At 41.2% G+C, this 19,398-nt stretch carries 17 protein-coding genes and 1 tRNA gene; 4 read left to right on the top strand and 14 right to left on the bottom strand.

The features are described 5' to 3' along the window. Positions 1–192 precede the first annotated feature (192 nt). The 10 genes from SAE01_RS08115 to SAE01_RS08070 all read right to left on the bottom strand — a co-directional run bounded on the left by SAE01_RS08115 (position 193) and on the right by SAE01_RS08070 (position 10,069). Positions 193–1,344 (bottom strand): efflux RND transporter periplasmic adaptor subunit, encoded by a 1,152-nt coding sequence (locus SAE01_RS08115; RefSeq protein ID WP_147203249.1) that lies wholly within the window; start codon positions 1,342–1,344, stop codon positions 193–195. Positions 1,345–1,486: 142 nt separating this feature from the next. Then, positions 1,487–2,083, bottom strand: coding sequence for a TetR/AcrR family transcriptional regulator (locus SAE01_RS08110; protein ID WP_147203248.1), 597 nt, complete (start codon positions 2,081–2,083; stop codon positions 1,487–1,489). A gap of 194 nt (positions 2,084–2,277) precedes the next feature. Next, positions 2,278–3,960, bottom strand: coding sequence for a GH39 family glycosyl hydrolase (locus SAE01_RS08105; protein WP_147203247.1), 1,683 nt, complete (start codon positions 3,958–3,960; stop codon positions 2,278–2,280). A 314-nt stretch (positions 3,961–4,274) separates the two neighbouring features. Beyond that, positions 4,275–4,361, bottom strand: a tRNA-Leu gene (locus SAE01_RS08100). Between the two features lie 29 nt (positions 4,362–4,390). Beyond that, on the bottom strand, positions 4,391–4,903 hold the full coding sequence (locus tag SAE01_RS08095) for an iron-sulfur cluster co-chaperone HscB C-terminal domain-containing protein (RefSeq protein ID WP_147203246.1): 513 nt from the start codon (positions 4,901–4,903) through the stop codon (positions 4,391–4,393). A gap of 85 nt (positions 4,904–4,988) precedes the next feature. Continuing rightward, complete coding sequence (locus tag SAE01_RS08090; RefSeq protein ID WP_147203245.1) at positions 4,989–5,702, bottom strand: tRNA1(Val) (adenine(37)-N6)-methyltransferase; 714 nt, start codon at positions 5,700–5,702, stop codon at positions 4,989–4,991. A 226-nt stretch (positions 5,703–5,928) separates the two neighbouring features. Beyond that, entirely contained in the window at positions 5,929–6,411 is a 483-nt protein-coding gene (locus SAE01_RS08085) for a VOC family protein (RefSeq protein ID WP_147203244.1), read from the bottom strand. Positions 6,412–6,476: 65 nt separating this feature from the next. Next, positions 6,477–7,247, bottom strand: a complete 771-nt coding sequence (locus SAE01_RS08080) for a succinate dehydrogenase/fumarate reductase iron-sulfur subunit (RefSeq protein ID WP_147203243.1) — start codon at positions 7,245–7,247, stop codon at positions 6,477–6,479. A 104-nt stretch (positions 7,248–7,351) separates the two neighbouring features. After that, positions 7,352–9,325 carry a fumarate reductase/succinate dehydrogenase flavoprotein subunit gene (locus SAE01_RS08075; protein WP_147203242.1) on the bottom strand — a complete coding sequence of 658 codons (1,974 nt, stop codon included), beginning with the start codon at positions 9,323–9,325 and terminating at the stop codon, positions 7,352–7,354. A 33-nt stretch (positions 9,326–9,358) separates the two neighbouring features. Next, positions 9,359–10,069, bottom strand: a complete 711-nt coding sequence (locus SAE01_RS08070; RefSeq protein WP_147203241.1) for a succinate dehydrogenase cytochrome b subunit — start codon at positions 10,067–10,069, stop codon at positions 9,359–9,361. A 378-nt stretch (positions 10,070–10,447) separates the two neighbouring features. Here SAE01_RS08070 and SAE01_RS08065 point away from each other — a divergent pair, with 378 nt between their 5' ends. Then, the gene (locus SAE01_RS08065; protein WP_147203240.1) at positions 10,448–11,698 is read left to right on the top strand and encodes an ABC transporter permease; all 1,251 of its coding nucleotides are present in this window, start codon (positions 10,448–10,450) and stop codon (positions 11,696–11,698) included. 245 nt (positions 11,699–11,943) lie between these two features. Further along, entirely contained in the window at positions 11,944–12,948 is a 1,005-nt protein-coding gene (gene tsaD, locus SAE01_RS08060; protein ID WP_147203239.1) for a tRNA (adenosine(37)-N6)-threonylcarbamoyltransferase complex transferase subunit TsaD, read from the top strand. 121 nt (positions 12,949–13,069) lie between these two features. On the opposite strand, the gene SAE01_RS08055 is transcribed toward tsaD, so the two are convergent. Then, positions 13,070–13,924 carry a polysaccharide deacetylase family protein gene (locus SAE01_RS08055; protein WP_147203238.1) on the bottom strand — a complete coding sequence of 285 codons (855 nt, stop codon included), beginning with the start codon at positions 13,922–13,924 and terminating at the stop codon, positions 13,070–13,072. A 263-nt stretch (positions 13,925–14,187) separates the two neighbouring features. On the opposite strand from SAE01_RS08055, the gene SAE01_RS08050 reads away from it, so the two are divergent. Beyond that, positions 14,188–15,507: an erythromycin esterase family protein gene (locus tag SAE01_RS08050; RefSeq protein ID WP_147203237.1), complete on the top strand. Its 1,320-nt coding sequence runs from the start codon at positions 14,188–14,190 to the stop codon at positions 15,505–15,507. 160 nt (positions 15,508–15,667) lie between these two features. Here the strand turns inward: SAE01_RS08050 and SAE01_RS08045 are convergent, their stop codons facing one another. Then, complete coding sequence (locus SAE01_RS08045; RefSeq protein WP_147203236.1) at positions 15,668–16,423, bottom strand: MBL fold metallo-hydrolase; 756 nt, start codon at positions 16,421–16,423, stop codon at positions 15,668–15,670. A gap of 168 nt (positions 16,424–16,591) precedes the next feature. Between SAE01_RS08045 and SAE01_RS24435 the strand changes: the two genes are divergently transcribed. Next, on the top strand, positions 16,592–16,732 hold the full coding sequence (locus SAE01_RS24435; RefSeq protein ID WP_170234110.1) for a hypothetical protein: 141 nt from the start codon (positions 16,592–16,594) through the stop codon (positions 16,730–16,732). Here the strand turns inward: SAE01_RS24435 and SAE01_RS08040 are convergent. After that, positions 16,708–17,529 (bottom strand): sialate O-acetylesterase, encoded by an 822-nt coding sequence (locus SAE01_RS08040; RefSeq protein WP_147203235.1) that lies wholly within the window; start codon positions 17,527–17,529, stop codon positions 16,708–16,710. The two genes, SAE01_RS24435 and SAE01_RS08040, sit on opposite strands and share 25 nt — an antisense overlap. Positions 17,530–17,652: 123 nt before the next feature. Continuing rightward, positions 17,653–19,116: a signal peptidase I gene (gene lepB, locus SAE01_RS08035; RefSeq protein ID WP_246113186.1), complete on the bottom strand. Its 1,464-nt coding sequence runs from the start codon at positions 19,114–19,116 to the stop codon at positions 17,653–17,655. Positions 19,117–19,398 lie beyond the last annotated feature (282 nt).

The following is a 19,398-nucleotide window of genomic DNA, read 5'->3' as shown; positions in this document are numbered from 1 at the left end:
AAAGTGTTGATTTTCTTTCAATCCTTTTAATTACTTAAATCCTACAAAATCCAGGTTCAGACAAGGGCATAGGTTTGGCCGTTCATGCTTTTTTAACAGCCTGAATAGAGGTTTTCAGTAAAAGTGAGTGACACAACGATGTTGAGTGATGTTGTTTTAGCTCACTACCAAATGGATGTTTTTGAAGTGTTTTTACAATTTTGCCGATTTTTCCGGCGTGGTGACTTGAGCAGTATTTTTTGCTTTTTCCGGCTTTATAACCAGGCCTTCCGTCAGATGGTCAAGGCCACTGAATACGATTCGGTCTCCGGGTTTTACGCCATCTTTTACAATATAATCGGTGCCACTTTTCCCAACAATGTTAAGTGCCTGCTTGCTTACCCTGTTGCTATCGCCAACTGCGTAGACAAATACTTTATCCTGCACTTCCATTGTAGCTGTCTGCGGAACCAATAAGGCATCGCTGTGTTGTTGCTGCAATCTTATCCGCCCGGTATTGCCCGAACGTAAAAGGCTTTGTGTATTTGGAAACACAGCACGAAGGGTAATTGCGCCGGTGTTCTTGTCGAAACTCCCGTCAACCATATCAATTCTTCCCTTTTGCGGGTAGATGCTGTTGTCGGCCAAAACGAGTGAAACGGGCGGTAAACGCTTCAACTTATCGTTCAACGAGTTGCCACTGTACTGTGACTTGAAATTGATGAAGTCGCTTTCGCCCAGAGAGAAGTAGGCATACACTTCGTGTACATCAGATAGCTGGGTAAGTGGTTCAGGGTCGGTGGGTGAAACGAGGCTACCACGCTTTTTAGGAAGCCTTCCAATGTAACCACTGACCGGTGCTTTTACGAGCGTATAACCGACATTGATCTTTGCAGAGGCGACAACAGCTCTTGCTTGTGCCGCATTAGCTACAGCTATCTTGCGTGCAGCTTGCGCCACCTTTAACTGGTAGTCTGACACGACTTTGTTCTCGACGAGGGGAGTTAGTTTATCAATCTCTAACTGTGCATTTGTAATAGCAGCCTGCGCAGCCTGCAGACTTGCAGACGCATTGCTATACTGGGCATTATAAGTTTGAGAGTTGATTTTGAAAAGCGGTTGTCCGGCTGCTACGTACTGGCCTTCATCTACCAGCACTTTTTCAAGAAATCCTTCTACCTGCGGCCTGATTTCTACATCAACCTTTCCCTGTATTGATGCAGTATAATCTTTTTCTGTAATAGCAGATGCGGTGGCGACAGTAATTACTTCTGCTGAAGGAGCTTCAGCAACGGGAGCAGCGGTTTGTGGTTGTGAACATCCAAACAAAAGGATGAGAGCAGTGAGAGTGATAATAGTTTTCATAATTAAATCATTTAACAGCGTTAAGCTAGTTGGTCAAAAAAAACGGTTTTTCAAACCGGCAAAACAATCGGGTAAAATAGTGGAACAACACAAACAGTAGTAAGTCATTTAACGGCGTTAACCGGCAGGGCAAAAAAAAGGGTTACCCACTAATAGCCCTTATAATTCCTCCAATCGCATCCTTCAGCACCTGTTTGTTCATCTCATCTGATGTACCCTGGTTCACCAGGTTGATCGAAACAAGACCGTGAACAACAGACCAAAAAGTGTAATACCTTCTGCAAACGTCATCTTCAGAAAGGACTTTACCATCCATTAATTTTCTGATCGCATCTGTGATTAATTTGGCCGGCGCTTCTGCTTCCGGCGATTTTTGCACCGAGCAACAATTCATAGATACACCAAACATCAATTGGTAGAGTTCCTTTTTCTTAAAAGCGAAGTTCCAGTAAGCCATCCACATCGCTTCCAGCTGTTGAGCCGGATGTTCGTGTTGGTTTCTGGCTTCTTCCATTTCCTTTGCTAAATACAGATATCCTTTTTTATTCAGTTCTGCTAATATTGCTTCCTTGTTAGAAAAATACTCATAAATAATGGGCGCTGTATATTCAATCTCGTCAGCAATCTTCCGCATGCTCAACGCTTGCCATCCTTCTTCTTTCACAATTTTATAGGCAGCTTCCAAAATACTTGTTTTGGTTTCTTCCTTTAATCGTTGAATTCTTTCTTTGCTTGCCATTATTCTTAATCTTTACGCACTTAAATCATTTAACACTGTTAAGTAAAGGTAATATTGTTTTTATTTAATGACCAAATAATTTCTAAAATAATTTAAGAAAAAAGAAAATGTGTTATTAAAAGCTCAATACCTACATTGGTTGAAAACCTTTATTCGGTCTCGGAAGCTGATCTAATTGTCCGTGGCAGTGTTGTCTACCACTCAAGTTTTAATAGCGATACACCTTGCCTGGGTAAAGAGATTTTGATTAATGCAGTTCCTGATTTTGAAGCAATTGCCTGAGAACCATTCACCGTTTGCAGTGCTCCTGCCTTTTCCAATTGTTTAACCTGCGACGTTGTGGGGGCTTGAGGAGAGCCCATCTTTTTCCAGACTTCGTAAGAATTGCTGTGCTTCTCGTCTATTCTGTACTCCGTAAGCCTGCAATGTGTTGCCGGGATGTTATTAATTGTTATCTCTATCGGCGTTCCTGCTTCACGCCTGTCTTCATCGTGATAGTTCCACACCATAACAGCCGCTGTTTTGCTATCTTTTGCTGCCAGCACGCCTATATCGGTTTGCCCTCTCACACTACTATCTAATACTTTTTTCAACTCATACATCCGGCTACTTTCTGCGAATACCCGTTTTCCTTTCATCTTACCAAACATGCGAAAAACATTTAAAACAGGTTTATCTACACCGTTGGTTGCAAGATCGCGAAAGCCATAGAACCATGGTTGGTTTTCAAATTCGAACGACCAAGAAACAGCACCTACCAGGTTTGCTTTGTACTTATCATTCAATTCATATTTTCTTGCAAATGTGGCAGCAGTATAACTTGAATACATAGTGCCGTTACGATAAGCATTAGAAGGATTGGTAGCCATACCACAAGCTGCACAACCTTCGGGATCAGACTCCCCCACAATCAAAGGCAGGCTTCTAGTCTCAGGGTATGACATTGCTACCTTAATTCCGGCCTCTATATCTCGCAACTGCGGGGACATATTCATCCAGACCACGCCGTTCTTCAATGTAGGGTTTCCTTTCGCATGAAACAAAAGTGCTTCTAACGGCGAGCCCTTTTTTCCTGTTGCAAAATTTGTTTCGTACAAGCAATGCTTTATAAAATCATTCAACCATTTTGTTGCGCCAGCACTTGAAGTGCCGGCTATATTTAGACCACCAATTCTAGCAGTGGGTAGGGCGCGCTTTAGCCCATCTGCTGCATAATCATATAATTTAAAAAATTCTTCTTCGGTGCCTTTCCAGTAACCGTTTGGTTCATTCCATACTTCCCAGTACCAGCTTTCGACTTCTTTTTTACCATACCGTTCTACTGTATGCTTCACCCATTGATAAACCAGCTCGCGCCATTTGTTATAATCTTTGGGAGGATACGCCCAGCCCGTAAAAATTTTACTGTATGGCTCTCCCGGCTTCCAGTCGTGCTTGTAAGGTGTAGGGTGTGAAGACAAGGCTTCCGGCATAAAACCTATTTGCGCCAGCGGCTTCATTCCTCGTTTTATGTAAGTATCAAAAATGCTGTCTACTATGTTCCAACTATACACAGGGTTTCCATTTGCATCTTCTGTATAGGCATTTGTTGAGCCCCATTTTAAAGCAGGGGTTCCGTCTCCTGTACATAGCAAACTATGAGCACGTACATAAACCGGCACCGGACTTAAAGCTGCAAGTTCTGAAAGAAGCTTTTTGCCATCTTTCATGTAGGTATAGTTAGGCTCGTCGTACCCAAACCAAGCCCAGATTGGCGTCATATCGCCTTTCTCTTTGGCTAAGTCAACCTTAATTTTCGCCGCAGCATTCTGCTCCCGGGCAACTATCCCGGTGCTCACTATAAACACTAAAAAGGCTGTAATTAATCTAAATTTCATGGCTTCATCATTCAAGATGCGTCAAGGTAAAGAATTTAAGCTGTAGGATTAGAATACAGTTTATTTAGAAAGTCCTTTCGTGTTAGAGCCATTATATTTTTCCTTTTATTCTCCCCTAGGTATGTAGCAAAAAGCAAAGATTTTGTAAGAAAGGCTAAAGCATATTGCACAGCAGCATGGAGAAAATGTAGGTCTTACTAGATACTTAAATCTTTTCGAGGATAGTAAAGTATCAATTGACGAAATGATGCAAAAGCTTTTAAAAGCAATAAAAAAACCCTTGTACTTGAGTGTTATTAAGTACAAGGGTTACTTGGTGCCCGGGACTGGAATCGAACCAGCACATCCTTGCGAACGGCAGATTTTGAGTCTGCTGCGTCTACCAATTCCGCCACCCGGGCAGCATTTTCCTTTGGGCTGCAATATTAAGTCATCGATCCATTGTGGCCAAAATCCTACGGAGATATTTTTTCTTGTAATAATAATCCTTCACACTCACCAATTCTTCTGTAGTTGTTTTGCCTTCTTCATATTCTTCTATAATTTCCTTAACAGGTGCATAGATTTCTGCTTCCACCGCTGCAACAGCTGTTTTTAATTTCTCCGTAGCTTCTAGGCTTCCCTCCATCTTGGCTTCCATCATTTGCTCATTTAAATCCATCATCTCCATTAAAAAATCCGGCGGCAAATTGTATTTCTCCTCTTCCTCAAGCAAACCCTTCAACTGTAAAACATATTTAATCGTTTCGTCCCTATTTTGAAAAACCTTAAATGCCTTATTAACCTGCGACGAAACCTCTAAAGCATCTGCCTGTTCGTTTTCATTTTCCTGTGTATAAAAGTCGGGGTGGTACTTCCTGCTTAACGAGTAAAACTTTTTTTTTACCTCACTTGTGTTAGGGGTGAGGGTAACGGGAATTTCAAATAATTCGAAATGATTCATTCTTAAATTTTTTTCCGAGCGTTTTAAAAACAAGCTTTAAGATTTTAGGCAACTTTTAATAAAACAACAAAAGCATGCAAAAACATTATAAGTACAAATAGTAGTCTTTTAAAAGACGGACGAATTCTTCTGAATAAGCATTGTCTTTTTTAATAACCAGTTCAGATTGGACTTGTGCTGAGATCGACCTCGAAAATAGAAGCATAGACCGAAAGTAGCCATGTTGTTCCGTTTGCCTGACATGTATTTGTTCTAATAAAAATAACTTATGTTTTTCTGCTGATAAGATGAAATCTTTTGACTTGAAAAAAGGTAAAAGAACAGCAAAAAAACTATGTGCTTGTAAAAGCCTATTTACCTGAGATAATAGCTCGTCGAAGCTTAGGTCGATACTATGCATTGCTACATTGCGGTGTTGATCTTCACTTTTTAAATCGTTGTTATAGAAAGGTGGATTTGTAATGATCAGATCAAAACACCTACGAGTTATTGACTTCCTGATATCGTCTTGAACTACTGTAAGTCGCTTTGCATAAGGAGATAACTTGAAATTTTCTTCTGCCTGTTCTGTGGCTGCTTCTTCTATTTCCACTGCAGTTATTTCAGCGTTAATCTTTTGTGCAATCATAAGAGATAACAGCCCAGTCCCGGTACCAATGTCTAGTACCCTTTCAACTTTTCGTCCTTGCATTCTAGCGGCTACCCATGCTCCAAACAAGCAAGCATCGGTGCAAACTTTCATAGCTGCTTTTTGTTGATGAACAGTAAATTTTTTAAACTGAAAATATGAGTTGGACATGCTTTAGAAATGACAGTCGAAGGATAACTGATGACAGTTGACGGAACGTAATTGAAAGAAAGTATGATGAAATTTAGGGAAGAATACAATGTCGACAAGCATTTATCAAAAAAAATGATTTACAACTCTACGTAGTAAAAGTTACTTGCTGCAATGATAGATAATGATGAACGAAATGCATCGCAACAATGCTAAATCGACGAACAACTGTTTGTGCCAACACCTACTAAATTTCTTTTAACAACCCCTCTAAATCTAACGCCTCTGTCACCATTGTTAAATTCCCCTCATTGTCAACGGGCCATTGTTCCCGGGGCTTGTCCCAATACAACTCCACTCCATTGCCGTCGGGATCATTCAAATACAAAGCTTCTGAAACGCCGTGATCAGCAGCTCCTGACAAAGGATATTTTGCTTCAGCAAGCCTTTTCAAAATTGTAGCCAAATCTTTTCTTTCCGGATAAACTATAGCGGTATGATACAATCCACAAGCATTGACAGGAGCAGGCGCTGCATTCTTACTATGCCACGTGTTTAAGCCAATGTGGTGATGATAGCCACCGGCAGAAACAAATACGGCAGACTTTCCATAGTACTGCGTAATCTGAAAACCTAACAGGCCATGATAAAAGTCAAGCGCTTTATCTAGGTCTGATACCTTCAAATGTATATGGCCTATTCTTGTATTAGAGGGAACTACATAAGACATAATAATTGTTTTAAAAAAGAAAAGCCATCCGGTGAAAGATGGCTCTTGCAGTATAAAGTTTCCTATTAATTCTCTTTGTCGATAGTGAGTGCAGCAGATAGATATTCTGCATTCAGTCTGGCTATGTTGGTCAGGCGAATTTCTTTTGGACAAGTAGCTTCGCATGCACCAATGTTGGTACAAGATCCAAACCCTTCTTTATCCATTTGCGCAACCATGTTGATTGCCCGTGTTTTTCTTTCCGGCTCTCCCTGCGGAAGTAAAGCGAGGTGAGAAACCTTAGCAGATACAAACAACATGGCTGAAGAATTTTTACAGGCAGCTACACAAGCGCCACAAGCGATGCAAGCCGCCGCTGCGAAAGATTTATCAGCTTTATCCTTATCTACAGGAATAGCGTTACCATCAACAGCATTTCCGGTATTTACACTAATGTATCCTCCGGCCTGAACTATGCGGTCAAAAGCAGAACGATCGACACAAAGGTCTTTGATCACGGGGAATGCGTTTGCTCTCCAAGGCTCTACTACCACCGTTTCACCGTCCTTAAATGCACGCATATGCAATTGGCAAACGGTTGTTGCTTTCCAAGGGCCGTGTGGCTTTCCATTGATGTACATTGAACATGATCCACAAATACCCTCGCGGCAATCGTGATCAAAAGCTATAGGATCTTTTCCTTCCGTTATGAGGTCCTCGTTTAAAACGTCAATCATTTCTAGAAAAGACATCTCGGAGGAAATATTTTTTACCTGGTAAGTTTCAAAACCACCCTTCGCCTTTGCATCCTTCTGGCGCCATATTTTCAGCGTCAGATTCATATTGTAGTGTTCCATAAAAGACTTAATTAGTCAATTTGAAAGTTTGAGAATTATTAATTGAAAACAAAGTGAACCAGGTAAAGTTTTAATGCTACTGTTGGTTCAAAGAGGTTTACAATTTATTTATAACTTCTTGCCGTTGGCTTAACAATTTCATACTTCAACTCCTCTTTATGCAACTGCCAATCGTGGTCAGCCTTGTATTCCCATGCCGCCACATACATAAAGTTTTCATCGTCGCGGAGTGCTTCACCTTCTTCAGTTTGGTGTTCTTCCCTGAAGTGCCCGCCACAACTTTCTTCACGTTGCAGTGCGTCTATGCACATTAATTCACCTAATTCAATAAAGTCAGCAACACGACCAGCTTTATCCAGTTCAAAGTTCATTTCTTTTACTTCGCCTGGAATTCTTACGTCGCTCCAGAACTCTTCTTTCAGCTTCCGTATTTCTGAAATTGCCTCCTGCAGTCCTTGTGCATTTCTCGCCATTCCGCATTTATCCCACATAATCTTTCCAAGACGTTTATGGAAACTCTCAACGGAGGTTTTGCCTTTGATGTTTATCAACCTGTTGATCCTTTCTTCCACGTCTTTTTGTGCTGCTATAAATGCAGGGTGATCAACTGAAGTTGGAGGATTGCGGATCTCATCTGCAAGGAAATTTCCAATTGTGTACGGAATAACAAAATAACCATCAGCAAGACCTTGCATTAATGCAGATGCACCTAAACGGTTTGCACCATGATCGCTGAAGTTAGCCTCTCCGAGAGAATATAAACCCGGAACTGTTGTTTGTAATTCGTAGTCTACCCAAATGCCTCCCATGGTATAGTGAACAGCAGGATAAATTCGCATGGGCACTTCGTAAGGATTTTCGCCGGTAATCTTTTCATACATATCGAAAAGATTGCCGTATTTCTCTTTAACTACTTCCCTACCCATCGCAATGATGTCTTCAGCAGAAGCGTTTGCAATACCTTTCTTACCTGCTTCAATTTGTCCGTAACGCTCGATTGCGTTTCCGTAGTCGAGGTACACTGCTTGCTTTGAAGTTCCTACTCCATAGCCTGCATCACATCTTTCTTTTGCAGCTCTCGATGCTACGTCACGGGGTACAAGGTTACCAAAAGCCGGATATCTTCTTTCGAGGTAATAGTCTCTCTCCTCTTCAGGAATTTCACTTGCCTTGCGAGTATCGTTTTGTTTTTTGGGAACCCAAATACGACCATCATTACGTAAGCTTTCACTCATTAGCGTTAGCTTACTTTGGTGCTCACCACTAACAGGTATACAAGTAGGATGGATTTGTGTGTAACATGGGTTAGCGAAGTATGCACCTTTTTTATGGGTTTTCCATGCAGCGGTAACATTACTTCCCATCGCGTTGGTAGAAAGGTAAAACACGTTACCGTAACCACCCGAGCAAAGCAACACAGCATAACCTGAATGTCTTTCCAGTTCTCCGCTTACAAGGTTACGAGCAATTATTCCTTTGGCCTTCCCATCGATCGTAACCAATTCGAGCATCTCGTGCCTGTTATACATCTTTACGTTACCAAGAGCTATTTGTCTTTCCAAAGCCTGGTATGCACCTATCAATAATTGCTGTCCTGTTTGTCCTGCAGCATAAAACGTTCTTTGAACCTGGGTACCTCCAAAGCTCCTGTTACTAAGCAAGCCGCCATATTCACGTGCGAAAGGAACGCCTTGCGCCACACATTGGTCAATGATATTTACACTCACTTCTGCAAGACGATGCACATTACCTTCTCTTGCGCGATAGTCTCCACCCTTGATCGTATCATAAAAAAGACGGAAGACACTGTCACCGTCATTTTGATAATTCTTTGCCGCATTTATGCCTCCCTGTGCAGCAATACTGTGCGCACGGCGAGGACTATCCTGGTAACAAAAGGCTTTTACTTTATAACCAAGCTCACCTAAAGAAGCAGCCGCTGAAGCACCTGCGAGACCTGTACCAATAATAATAATTTCCATCTTCCGCTTATTAGCGGGGTTTACCAGTTTGCAATGGCCCTTGTAGTCTGTCCACACATGATCTAAAGGTCCTTCCGGTATTTTCGCATCTAACATATATGCAATTTGAAAATTTGAAAATTTGAAAACTTACCTGATCCATCCCAGGTAAATGCTGATTGGCATCATTGCAAAAGCAATACTGATGATGATAGAATATCCGCGACCGACATACCTCAACATTTTAAGATAACGGTTATTGTGAACACCAATCGTTCTGAAAGCACTTTCGAATCCGTGCATTAAATGATAAGCAAGAGATATACAGCCAAGCACGTATAAAATAACAACAATAGGGTTTTGAAATACATTAATCATCTCCGCATACAAGTTATGGTATTGCTTGCCCAGGCCATTGGTATAATCCACCTCTTCCAACGGTTTTATATTCCACATACCACCCAGTCTTGAAGGAACCCAAAAGTGATAAATATGCATAATTAGGAAAAGCAATAAAAGAGTGCCTAAAAGGCCCATACTACGACTATACCATTTGCTACCGCGCTCACCATATTCAATTGCGTACCCGATTTTTCTTTTAGACTTATTTTCAAAAAACAATAAAAGACCCTGGATAACGTGGATAATTATACCTGCAAAAAGTCCAATTTCCATTATTCTTATAACAAGCATCGAAGACATAAAGTTTGCACCAGTATTAAACATTTGGCCGCCGTCATTTGCCCAAATGCAAGCATTTAAACCAACGTGAACTATTAAAAAAGTGATAAGAAAAAGTCCGGTGAGAGCCATTGTAAGTTTCTGGCCAATTGAAGAAGTGAACATCTGCTTCCAGGTCATCGTAGCAATTTTAATTTGAGAAATGCGATGCAAAAATAGTACACGAACAGAAGTAAAACTTTTTTATCTTAAAATAATTTAAGCTGTAAGAGGGTTTAAAACAAAGGAGTTGCATGTTATAACGTTTCGTTTAACAAAAGTTGTTAAGGGCCGGATTTTGATCAGACAACAAGCAAAAAATAAGCAGTGGTTGCAGAGAAAAGATGAAAAAAGATTTGCCGTAAAAGTGAGTGACACAACGATGTTGAAGCAAGTTATAACAGGTGAAAAACCAGCAGTAAAAACTCCTTTTAAGCATTTTCAAATACTATCTAAAAAGCGATCAAAGCTTTAAATAATATTTACCGGACGTTTTTAAACTCTACTTACATTTGAGTAATGCTTAAGGTAATATCTATAGTATGGAACAGCTTTAAAATGGCGTTGCAGGAGTTGAAGAATAATAAACTCCGCACCTTCTTATCGTTGTTTGGAATCACCATAGGAATCTTTTGCATCATCGGCGTTTTGGCAACGGTAGAAAGCCTGCAAACAAAAGTTCAGGGCGATTTAAAAAGCCTCGGAACCAACACCATCTACATCGACAAATACTCTTATGCCAATCATGGTCCTGATTTTCCGTGGTGGAAATTCTTGAAGAGACCTTACGTCAAGTACCACGAAATGGAGGCTATAAAAGCCCGGGCAACATTGGCTTCAGCAATTTGCTACACAATAAGATCTAATGGTAACCTGGAGTATACTGACAATGTCTTGAATGGGATAAGTTGTTATGGTGTGACCGAAGAATACAACAAGGTTCTTACAATTAATATTGACTACGGCAGGTACATAAGTGAAGCCGAATTTAAGCAGGCAGCCCCGGTAACACTGATTGGCTATTCGAATGCAGAAAATCTTTTTGGCACCGCTGAAAGGGCTCTTAACCAGGAAGTGAAATTCAAAGGAAGAAATTTACGAGTGGTAGGGGTCATTAAAAAACAAGGAAAGAGCATGGTAGATGCGTGGCAGTTTGATGAGTGCATTATTATGCCGTACAAGCAAATGTCAGCAATGTTTATAGTAGAAGACTCTCGTCCAACGATTATGGTAAAAGGGCGCGAAAACATCTCCACTGCGGCGCTGTTAGATGAACTGAAAGGTATCATGCGTTCCATTCACCGCCTCAGTCCAAGGCAGGAAGATGACTTTTCTTTGAACGATATTAACATGTTCACCGAACAAACCAATTCTATCTTTGGATCGATCAATTTAGGCGGTTGGGCAATAGCGGGTTTATCGCTAATTGTCGGTGCTTTCGGTGTAGCCAATATCATGTTTGTAACCGTACGTGAAAGAACGGGCCAGATCGGGCTAAAAAAAGCCATAGGCGCCAAGAGTTCAACTATTTTGACGGAGTTTTTACTAGAGAGCGCATTTCTTTGTTTACTGGGCGGCTTAATCGGCTTAGTGCTGGTCTTCATTCTTACAAAGCTTTTGAGCACCGTCATGCCGTTTCCAATAAACATCTCCTTAAATACCCTTACGCTGGCTATCTCCATCTGCATGGTAGTGGGTGTTCTGGCGGGAATAATTCCTGCTTCCATCGCTGCTAAAATGAACCCGGTTGTTGCTATTAGAACGAAGTAGTTGAAGCGCAGGCGTACCGTCTCGCACCACAATCCTAAATTGTTTTATCAATTATTAATTATTAATTATTAATTATTGTTCTGGCAGTCGTTCCTAGTTCAACATCCTTGTGTCACTCCCTTGTGCTTGTATAACCAGTTTCATCATTTCTCACCTGATATTAACTTCAGTTTGATTACTCATTGTCTATAATTTTGCCAGTGTAGTCGCAGTGTTAATTTAAACTGCTGCTGATCTCGCTAACAATGTCTACTACTATCCTAGCTATAGAATCTTCCTGCGACGATACCGGTGCAGCGGTTTGTATTGACGGAGAAATTCTGTCTAACATCATTGCTTCTCAAAAAATACACGAACAATATGGAGGGGTAGTTCCCGAACTGGCTAGCAGGGCACACATGCAAAACATTGTACCTGTAGTAGATGTGGCTTTACAAAAAGCAAACGTACAATTGAGCCAATTAGATGCAGTAGCATTTACACAAGCTCCCGGGTTGATCGGAAGTTTATTGGTCGGTGCGCAGTTTGCAAAATCGCTTGCGTTGTCTTTACAAAAGCCATTGATAACTGTTCATCATATGCAAGCCCATGTGTTGGCAAACTTGATAGACGAACCGCGGCCGTCTTTCCCTTTTTTGTGTTTGACTGTTAGTGGAGGGCATACACAAATTGTACTTTGCGAAAGTCCCTATGATATGAAAGTTATTGGCGAAACTATTGACGATGCTGCGGGCGAGGCCTTCGACAAAAGTGCAAAATTGCTGGGCCTACCCTATCCCGGCGGACCTTTGATCGATAAGTATGCAAAAGAGGGCAACTCAACTCGTTACCCTTTTCCTGAGCCTAACATACCCGGCCTTAATTTTAGCTTCAGCGGTTTAAAGACTTCTATCCTATATTTCTTACAAGCCGAAAAAAATAAGAACAACAATTTTGTAGAGGAGAACCTGCGGGATATCTGCGCTTCCATTCAGCAGCGAATTGTTACCATTTTATTAAATAAGCTGCAAAAAGCTTCAAAGGAGACCGGCATCAAAAACGTTTGTATCGCGGGAGGTGTGAGTGCGAACAGTGGCCTTAGAAATGGCTTGACTGAATTAGGTAAAAGACTAGGCTGGCAAACGTTTATACCAAAATTTGAGTACTGCACCGACAACGCAGGGATGATTGCTATAACGGCCTATTACAAATACCTGAAAAAAGATTTTGCTGATATTACTGTTAGTCCGACTGCAAGAGCAGAATGGTAATAACGTTGGTACTATCAGCAAAATCAAGGTGATTTTCGAAATAAGGCAAAAGCTGCTCAAAGATTTGGAGAAGAACGGATTGCGTCGCAACGATGATGCTATCAGAACTTCTGCCGGCGACCTAATGAAAAGACTCAATCATGCTTTTGTGCAACGTTGAAGCGCTCCAATAGCCACTTGCGATAATTCTTCTGATGGTGTATAGAGGATCGTCGGGATCCCTTTTGGTGCTTAAAATATACGCAGATCTAACACCTCTCTTTTTCAATTGTGGGATCGCCTCCCTATTCCAGAGTCCAAACGGATAAGCAAAATCAACGGCTTGTTTGCCGGTAATATCTTCGATCGTTTTCTTCGGCTTTTCGATCTGTGTTAACCAATCCTGGTCAGTCTTGTACCCTTTTACACTGTGGTGATCCCATGTGTGCGAGGTTACGACGTGGCCTTCATCAGCCAACTGTTTTATCTGATCCTTGGTCATATACTTAGGACGATTGATCGAAACAGTCATAATGAAAAAGACACCCTTAAAGCCATACTTCTTCATCTCGGGGCCGGCAATATTAAATTGGTCATCATCCGTATCATCATAAGTAAGCATGACTGGCTTGGCAGGTAAAGGCGAACCATAAGCAAGATAATCGTACAACTGGTCCGGCAAAACAGTATGGTAACCGCTGTCAGCCAACAGTTTTAAATCAGCCTTAAATGCGTCAACGGGTCTGATATAATCCCTGGCTCCTTTGGAGTCGCTTCCCGCCCAATCCCTGATTTGGTGATAACATAAAATAGGAACCTCTTTTCTTGCAATAATCGTAGCTGCATCCGCCATCACTTTCGGTCCGGTAGACTTAGCAGGGGCGTCGTTAACAACAGTACTGTCTTTTTTAGTTTCTGAGTCTTTAGCAGGAGATTCATTACAAGCACTCGAGCATACAGAAAGAAACACGATCAATGGAAGAAATAACTTTTTCATAGGTTCCTGGGTAAACAGTAATATTTAAAAATTGTGGGTAATTGTTTCGTTTTTTATCAAAGCGCTGCGAAAATAAAAGCAAAGTGTTCAAGTTGGCCAAAAAATTACGAGGGTGTGGAGCACCAGTTGAAAAAACAATTTATATAATATTTTCCCCTACTGCATAAAAAGATAATAATTAAAAGCTTTTACGTATTACCCAATAAATATCTTTTGTACAATAGCACAATTTGTGTGTAAATAATTTTTTAAAAAATTACAGAATGAGACTTTTTAATGCAAATAGTAAGGTAAACGAAAAGGAAGCGATCGAAGTGATAAAAGAAAATTCGATACTTCTTGATGACACGGGTGGACTAGATGCTTTGTTTGATAAAATTGGTGATGCACGCATTGTAATGTTGGGCGAAGCCTCGCACGGTACCCACGAATATTATACCTGGAGGAGTCACATCACCAAAAGACTGATCACCGAAAAGAACTTCGAATTTATTGCTGTCGAGGGTGACTGGCCCGATTGCTATAATATCAACAAGTTTATAAAAGGACAGGGTGACCCGGGAACCCAAATACAGCAGGTACTAGGAAGCTTTGACCGGTGGCCAACCTGGATGTGGGCAAACTGGGAAGTAGCAGCACTATCGAATTGGCTGCATCAATACAATAACAATCAGCAAAAGAAAATAGGCTTTTACGGTCTGGACGTCTACAGCCTTTGGGAGTCTTTGGAATCTATTCGGAAGTACTTAGAAAAAAATGAACCCGAGGCGCTGACGAAAGCGACTGAAATTTTTCGCTGCTTTGAACCCTATAAAGGAGACGAGACCTCTTATGCCTATGCTAGCCGCATTGTTCCAGAGTTATGTGAGGATAAAGTGTTAGAGCTGTTGCAGGAGATCCAAAACCGGCTTCCGCAATACCAGCTGAAAGACGAACAGATTTTTAGTACAGAGCAAAACGCGGTAATAGCCGTAAATGCAGAAAAATATTATAGAGCGATGATCAAGAGCAACGAAGATTCCTGGAATATCAGGGACAGCCATATGCAGGAGACTTTAGAAAGATTGTTAGACTTCCACGGCAAGGACTCGAAAGCTATCGTATGGGCACACAATACCCACGTTGGAGACTCGAGTGCAACCGACATGGCAGACGAGGGCACTTATAATATAGGCGAATTGGCCAGAAAGGCGTTTCCAGGTGAAACGTTTTTAGTTGGCTTTGGCTCGTACAACGGCAGTGTGATTGCCGGCGATAGTTGGGGTGCAAAAATGCAGTCTATACTCGTGCCAGATGCAAGACAAGGAAGCTGGGAGTATTTTTTGCACAAGGCGAGCCCTCAAAACAAACTTTTGCTAATGGATCAACTTAAAGACAGTTTTTTTGGCGAAAAGAGGATTGGTCATCGTGCTATTGGCGTAGTATATCGGCCGGAGTATGAGCGCTACGGAAATTATGTTCCAAGTGTATTGCCAGACCGTTACGACGCTTTTACCTATATCGATAAAACACAAGCACTTCATCCACTACATATACATCCCAACGCCATTACAGTTCCTGAGACCTATCCTTTTGGAGTGTAGCTAAAAAGGACTTGAAAAACCTTCAAAGCACAGGTAACTGCGGCCGTTACAAAGTTTTTCAAATTGATACGAGGCTGCCCCGACAAACCAATATTGGATAAAAAAGAAAAGAGCTTTTTAAAGCTCTTTTCTAAAAATATGATGGATGAATGTTTGAATTCTATTTAGCAGCGGGATACCAGTTCCTTAATCGCACATCAATGTTTTTATCTCCTGTATTAACCAGGGATTTGAAAGTGTTTACGTCTTGCCCACGGTAGTGGTAAGGGTAAATTACTTTTGGTTTAAAAGCCAGCACACCTTGCGCCGCCTGCGTTACATCCATGGTGTATGGGAGGTTCATACAAACAAAAGCAAAGTCAATATTTTTTAAAGCGCGCATCTCTGGAATGTCTTCGGTATCACCTGAAATATAAATATTCTTGTCACCAATGTTCAAGACATAACCGTTGCCTCTTCCCTTTGTGTGAAAGGCGTCTGCGGCCTCAGGAAGATTATACATTGGAACAGCAGTAATTGAAACTCCCTCGAGGTTTTTGCTATCTCCATTTTTTAAAATCACAAGTTTTTGTTTATCCATTTCCGCAGGAAGTTTATCGGCAACAGCCTGGGGAACGACCAGTGTAGCTTTATTGGTATTAATGGCTTGAATGGTCTTAAGGTCAAAGTGGTCGCCATGAATATCAGTGACCAAAATCATATCAGGAGCGGCAAGACCTTTGAAAGCTTCAGCACCGCCGGTAGGGTCGATATAAATGTTCTTTTTGTGATAGCTCAACACCATGGTAGCGTGGGTAACAGGTTGAAAAGTCAAGTCACCTCCCCGTACCTTTTCTACATCTGCCTGTGGTAGCTGCGATTGCGCAAACACAGTAGCAAGTGAAAAACAGAAAGCGATTGCAATTTTAAGTCTCATACTTTGAATTTGAATTGAAAAATATATTGTGATACCTATACAAACAACTTACAACTTTTGTTTTATTAATCCCGCTGCAAGGGTTTCTATGACATGGTGTAATTTGGATTTTAGGGAACTATGATTGGAAATGCACTTAAAAGTTTAAAGCCAACAAACGAAGAATCGATGGCAGATCAAGTAGGTAAAATAAAATTCAGGACAACGATATTGCAAGCCAGGAAAACTGCAACGGGTAGCGCTGACAGTTGTTGGATGACGGTTGACAGAAGTTTGGCTGTTATCTACTTCGCAACAAGTTTTAAATAGGCCTGTGCATATCGTTCGCCTAAAGTCCTTTGGCCTTCTGAATCGAAATGAATTTTGTCTCCTTTATTTTTTAAATCTTCTGTTGACACCACGGCCATCTTTTTATCAACCGTAGCATGAGTTCGAATAATTTGATTGATAGCTGCCCAATCCTGCTTGTTGTCTGAATACGAACCTAATTCACCTGCTATAATTGGCAAAGCATCGTTTTTGATTATTTCCCGAAAAGTGCCAAATAATGTTGAAAGCCTCTGATCGTATAATGGTATGGATACCGTGTTGGCGTCGCTTTCTCCCTGGTGCCATAAGATTGCTTTTATAGTTCCATACTGTTTTGCAACGTGAACCTTTTCTTTGAAATTAGTCAGCAGTTTTACTTTTCTATAAACTGAATCCCCTATCCATTGTTGAATAGAACTTCCACCAACTGCTGTAGGTATAAGCAATACTGAAATGTTTGATGGAATACTTTTAAGTAGTGTTTTACCGAATGATAGACCAGCGTCTAAACCGGTTAGGGTGGGTTCATAAAAATGCAGGGGCTCCTTTGCATAAATAAGTTGCCCTTCTGCATTTATGGTTAATATCCGTTTGTTGGAGATCGTGTCTTGTGGTTCCACCAAACCACGACCAGCCATATTCGATTGACCGGCCATTATAAAAACCCATACTTTACTTTTTTCGGGAACTTTTTCAACGCGCTCAATTGCCGTTGGGAAATTAGCAGTTCTATTATCCTGGCTAAATACCACGGAACTAACTATTAAAAACAACGAAGTCAGCAAAGTGTTTTTCATGATGTAGTCTCCCTGTTAATTTATCAAATCCGCATTGGTTGATTTATAAAGAAATAACAAGGTACTTAAATTGTCTTTGCTTACTCCGAGGTGACCTAAGTGTAGATGAAAAGTGGTTAGCAGTTATTTAATTGTTTTGAATATCCGGTTCCACCTTGGGCCCTTGTCTGTGCTGAACCAGATGAGAGAGGGTTTGCCTACAATTCGATCCTCTGGCACAAATCCCCAAAAACGAGAGTCTTGCGAATTGTGACGGTTATCCCCCATCATCCAATAATAATCCATCTTAAAAGTATAAGTGGTGGTTTCTTTTCCATCGATATAAAAACGGTTGTTTTTGTTCTCCAGTAAATGATGCTCGTAAACGTTTATAGCGCGCTCATAGATAGGATAATTTTCTTGCGTAAGTGTTAGGGTTGCTCCTTTTTTCGGGATCCACACCGGACCATAATCGTCCAACGTCCAGGAATGATGGGAGTCGTATGGAAACAAGATACCCTGGTAACGCAAATCCCCCGGTGTATCTGTCAACAGTTTTACTTCTTTAGCGAAGCCATTGTGTTTCATCTTTTCCGCTGCTTCTGCAGTTAAAGTCATGGCAAAAGTATTATCGCCGGTCATTGTCGCCTGGCCGGGATCTGAAAGGTCAACGTCATATTCATCCTTCATAAGACTTTCATCAAGTTGCTGTCCATTTGTTACAACCTGGTAAAGCATCAGTGACGTGGGTGGCATTTGCTGTGGAACTCCGTTTATGTAAACAACGCCTCCCCGGATCGATAAATTATCTCCTGCAACGCCGGTACAACGCTTAACGTAATTGTCTGTTTTATCGAAAGCATGCACGGCTATCGGATAGTCATCTTGATTTGCCAAAATGCTTTGTGCGCTTTCCTCGCCCCGGGCTGCTTCTCTCTTAATATCATAATAGGGTCTAACGGTTTGAAAGTCCTCTCTATTAATTACAGTATCTCCTGCAGGCATATTAAAGACTACAACATCACCTCTTTTTACCGGAGATGCAAACCACCTGATATAACCAAGTTGAACAAGATCGCTGTACGATTTAAGAGGAGTTCCCGGAATATAATTATGTACGAAAGGAATGGCCAGGGGTGAATTGGGAACACGAGGGCCGTAACTGATTTTATTTACAAAAAGATAGTCGTTGATTAGTAGTGTTTTTTCCATAGACCCTGAGGGGATCGCATATGCTTCGAATACAAAAGCCCTGATTAGAGTTGCGGCAATCGTAGCAAAGGCTGCTGCATCTACCCATTCTCTCCACGCCGGTTTTTGATACCGTTGTACATCAGCTACCCCTCTGTAAGTCGTGGCAGGCGAGTAGCCAACGTAAAGAAAATAAATGGGAGAGGCAAGAGCAGTAAGGATGTGTTGGGTTAAGTTGAATTTGCCAAAAAGTTTTACAAACTCTATATAAATACTAATGGTAATAAACCAACCGACGACAGGAATAACCTGCCAAAAAACCCAATGACGCGAGCGTTTGCCCAGTGTCACCATCACCCAGGTATTATAAAAAGGAACGTAAGCTTTCCAGGCGGGAATGCCAGCTTTCTGAAACATTTTTGAGATCCCGAACGAGGGCAGTAAGAACAGAAGTAAAGGAATAAGACAAATAGTAAGTAAATGTTGTACAGGCATAGGTCTCGATATTTTTCTATAAAGCTTGGCAAAAGCCGACACTATTGCAATTGACGCCTGTGAAACTTTTGCAAAGTTTGATCAGTGGCAAGTTCACGAGTGTGAGTTGGTAGACAACAGATTGCATTCAAATGATAGATGTTGAATGACGGTATACAAGTACAAGAGAGTGACACAACCGGAGCAACATAAAAGCACTTCTGC

Origin of the sequence: Segetibacter aerophilus (assembly GCF_007991655.1) — a bacterium.
In the GTDB taxonomy this organism is placed as follows: Bacteria; Bacteroidota; Bacteroidia; order Chitinophagales; family Chitinophagaceae; genus Segetibacter; species Segetibacter aerophilus.
Note: the sequence above shows the minus strand (reverse complement) of the source record. Positions and strands in the feature narration are given on the sequence as shown.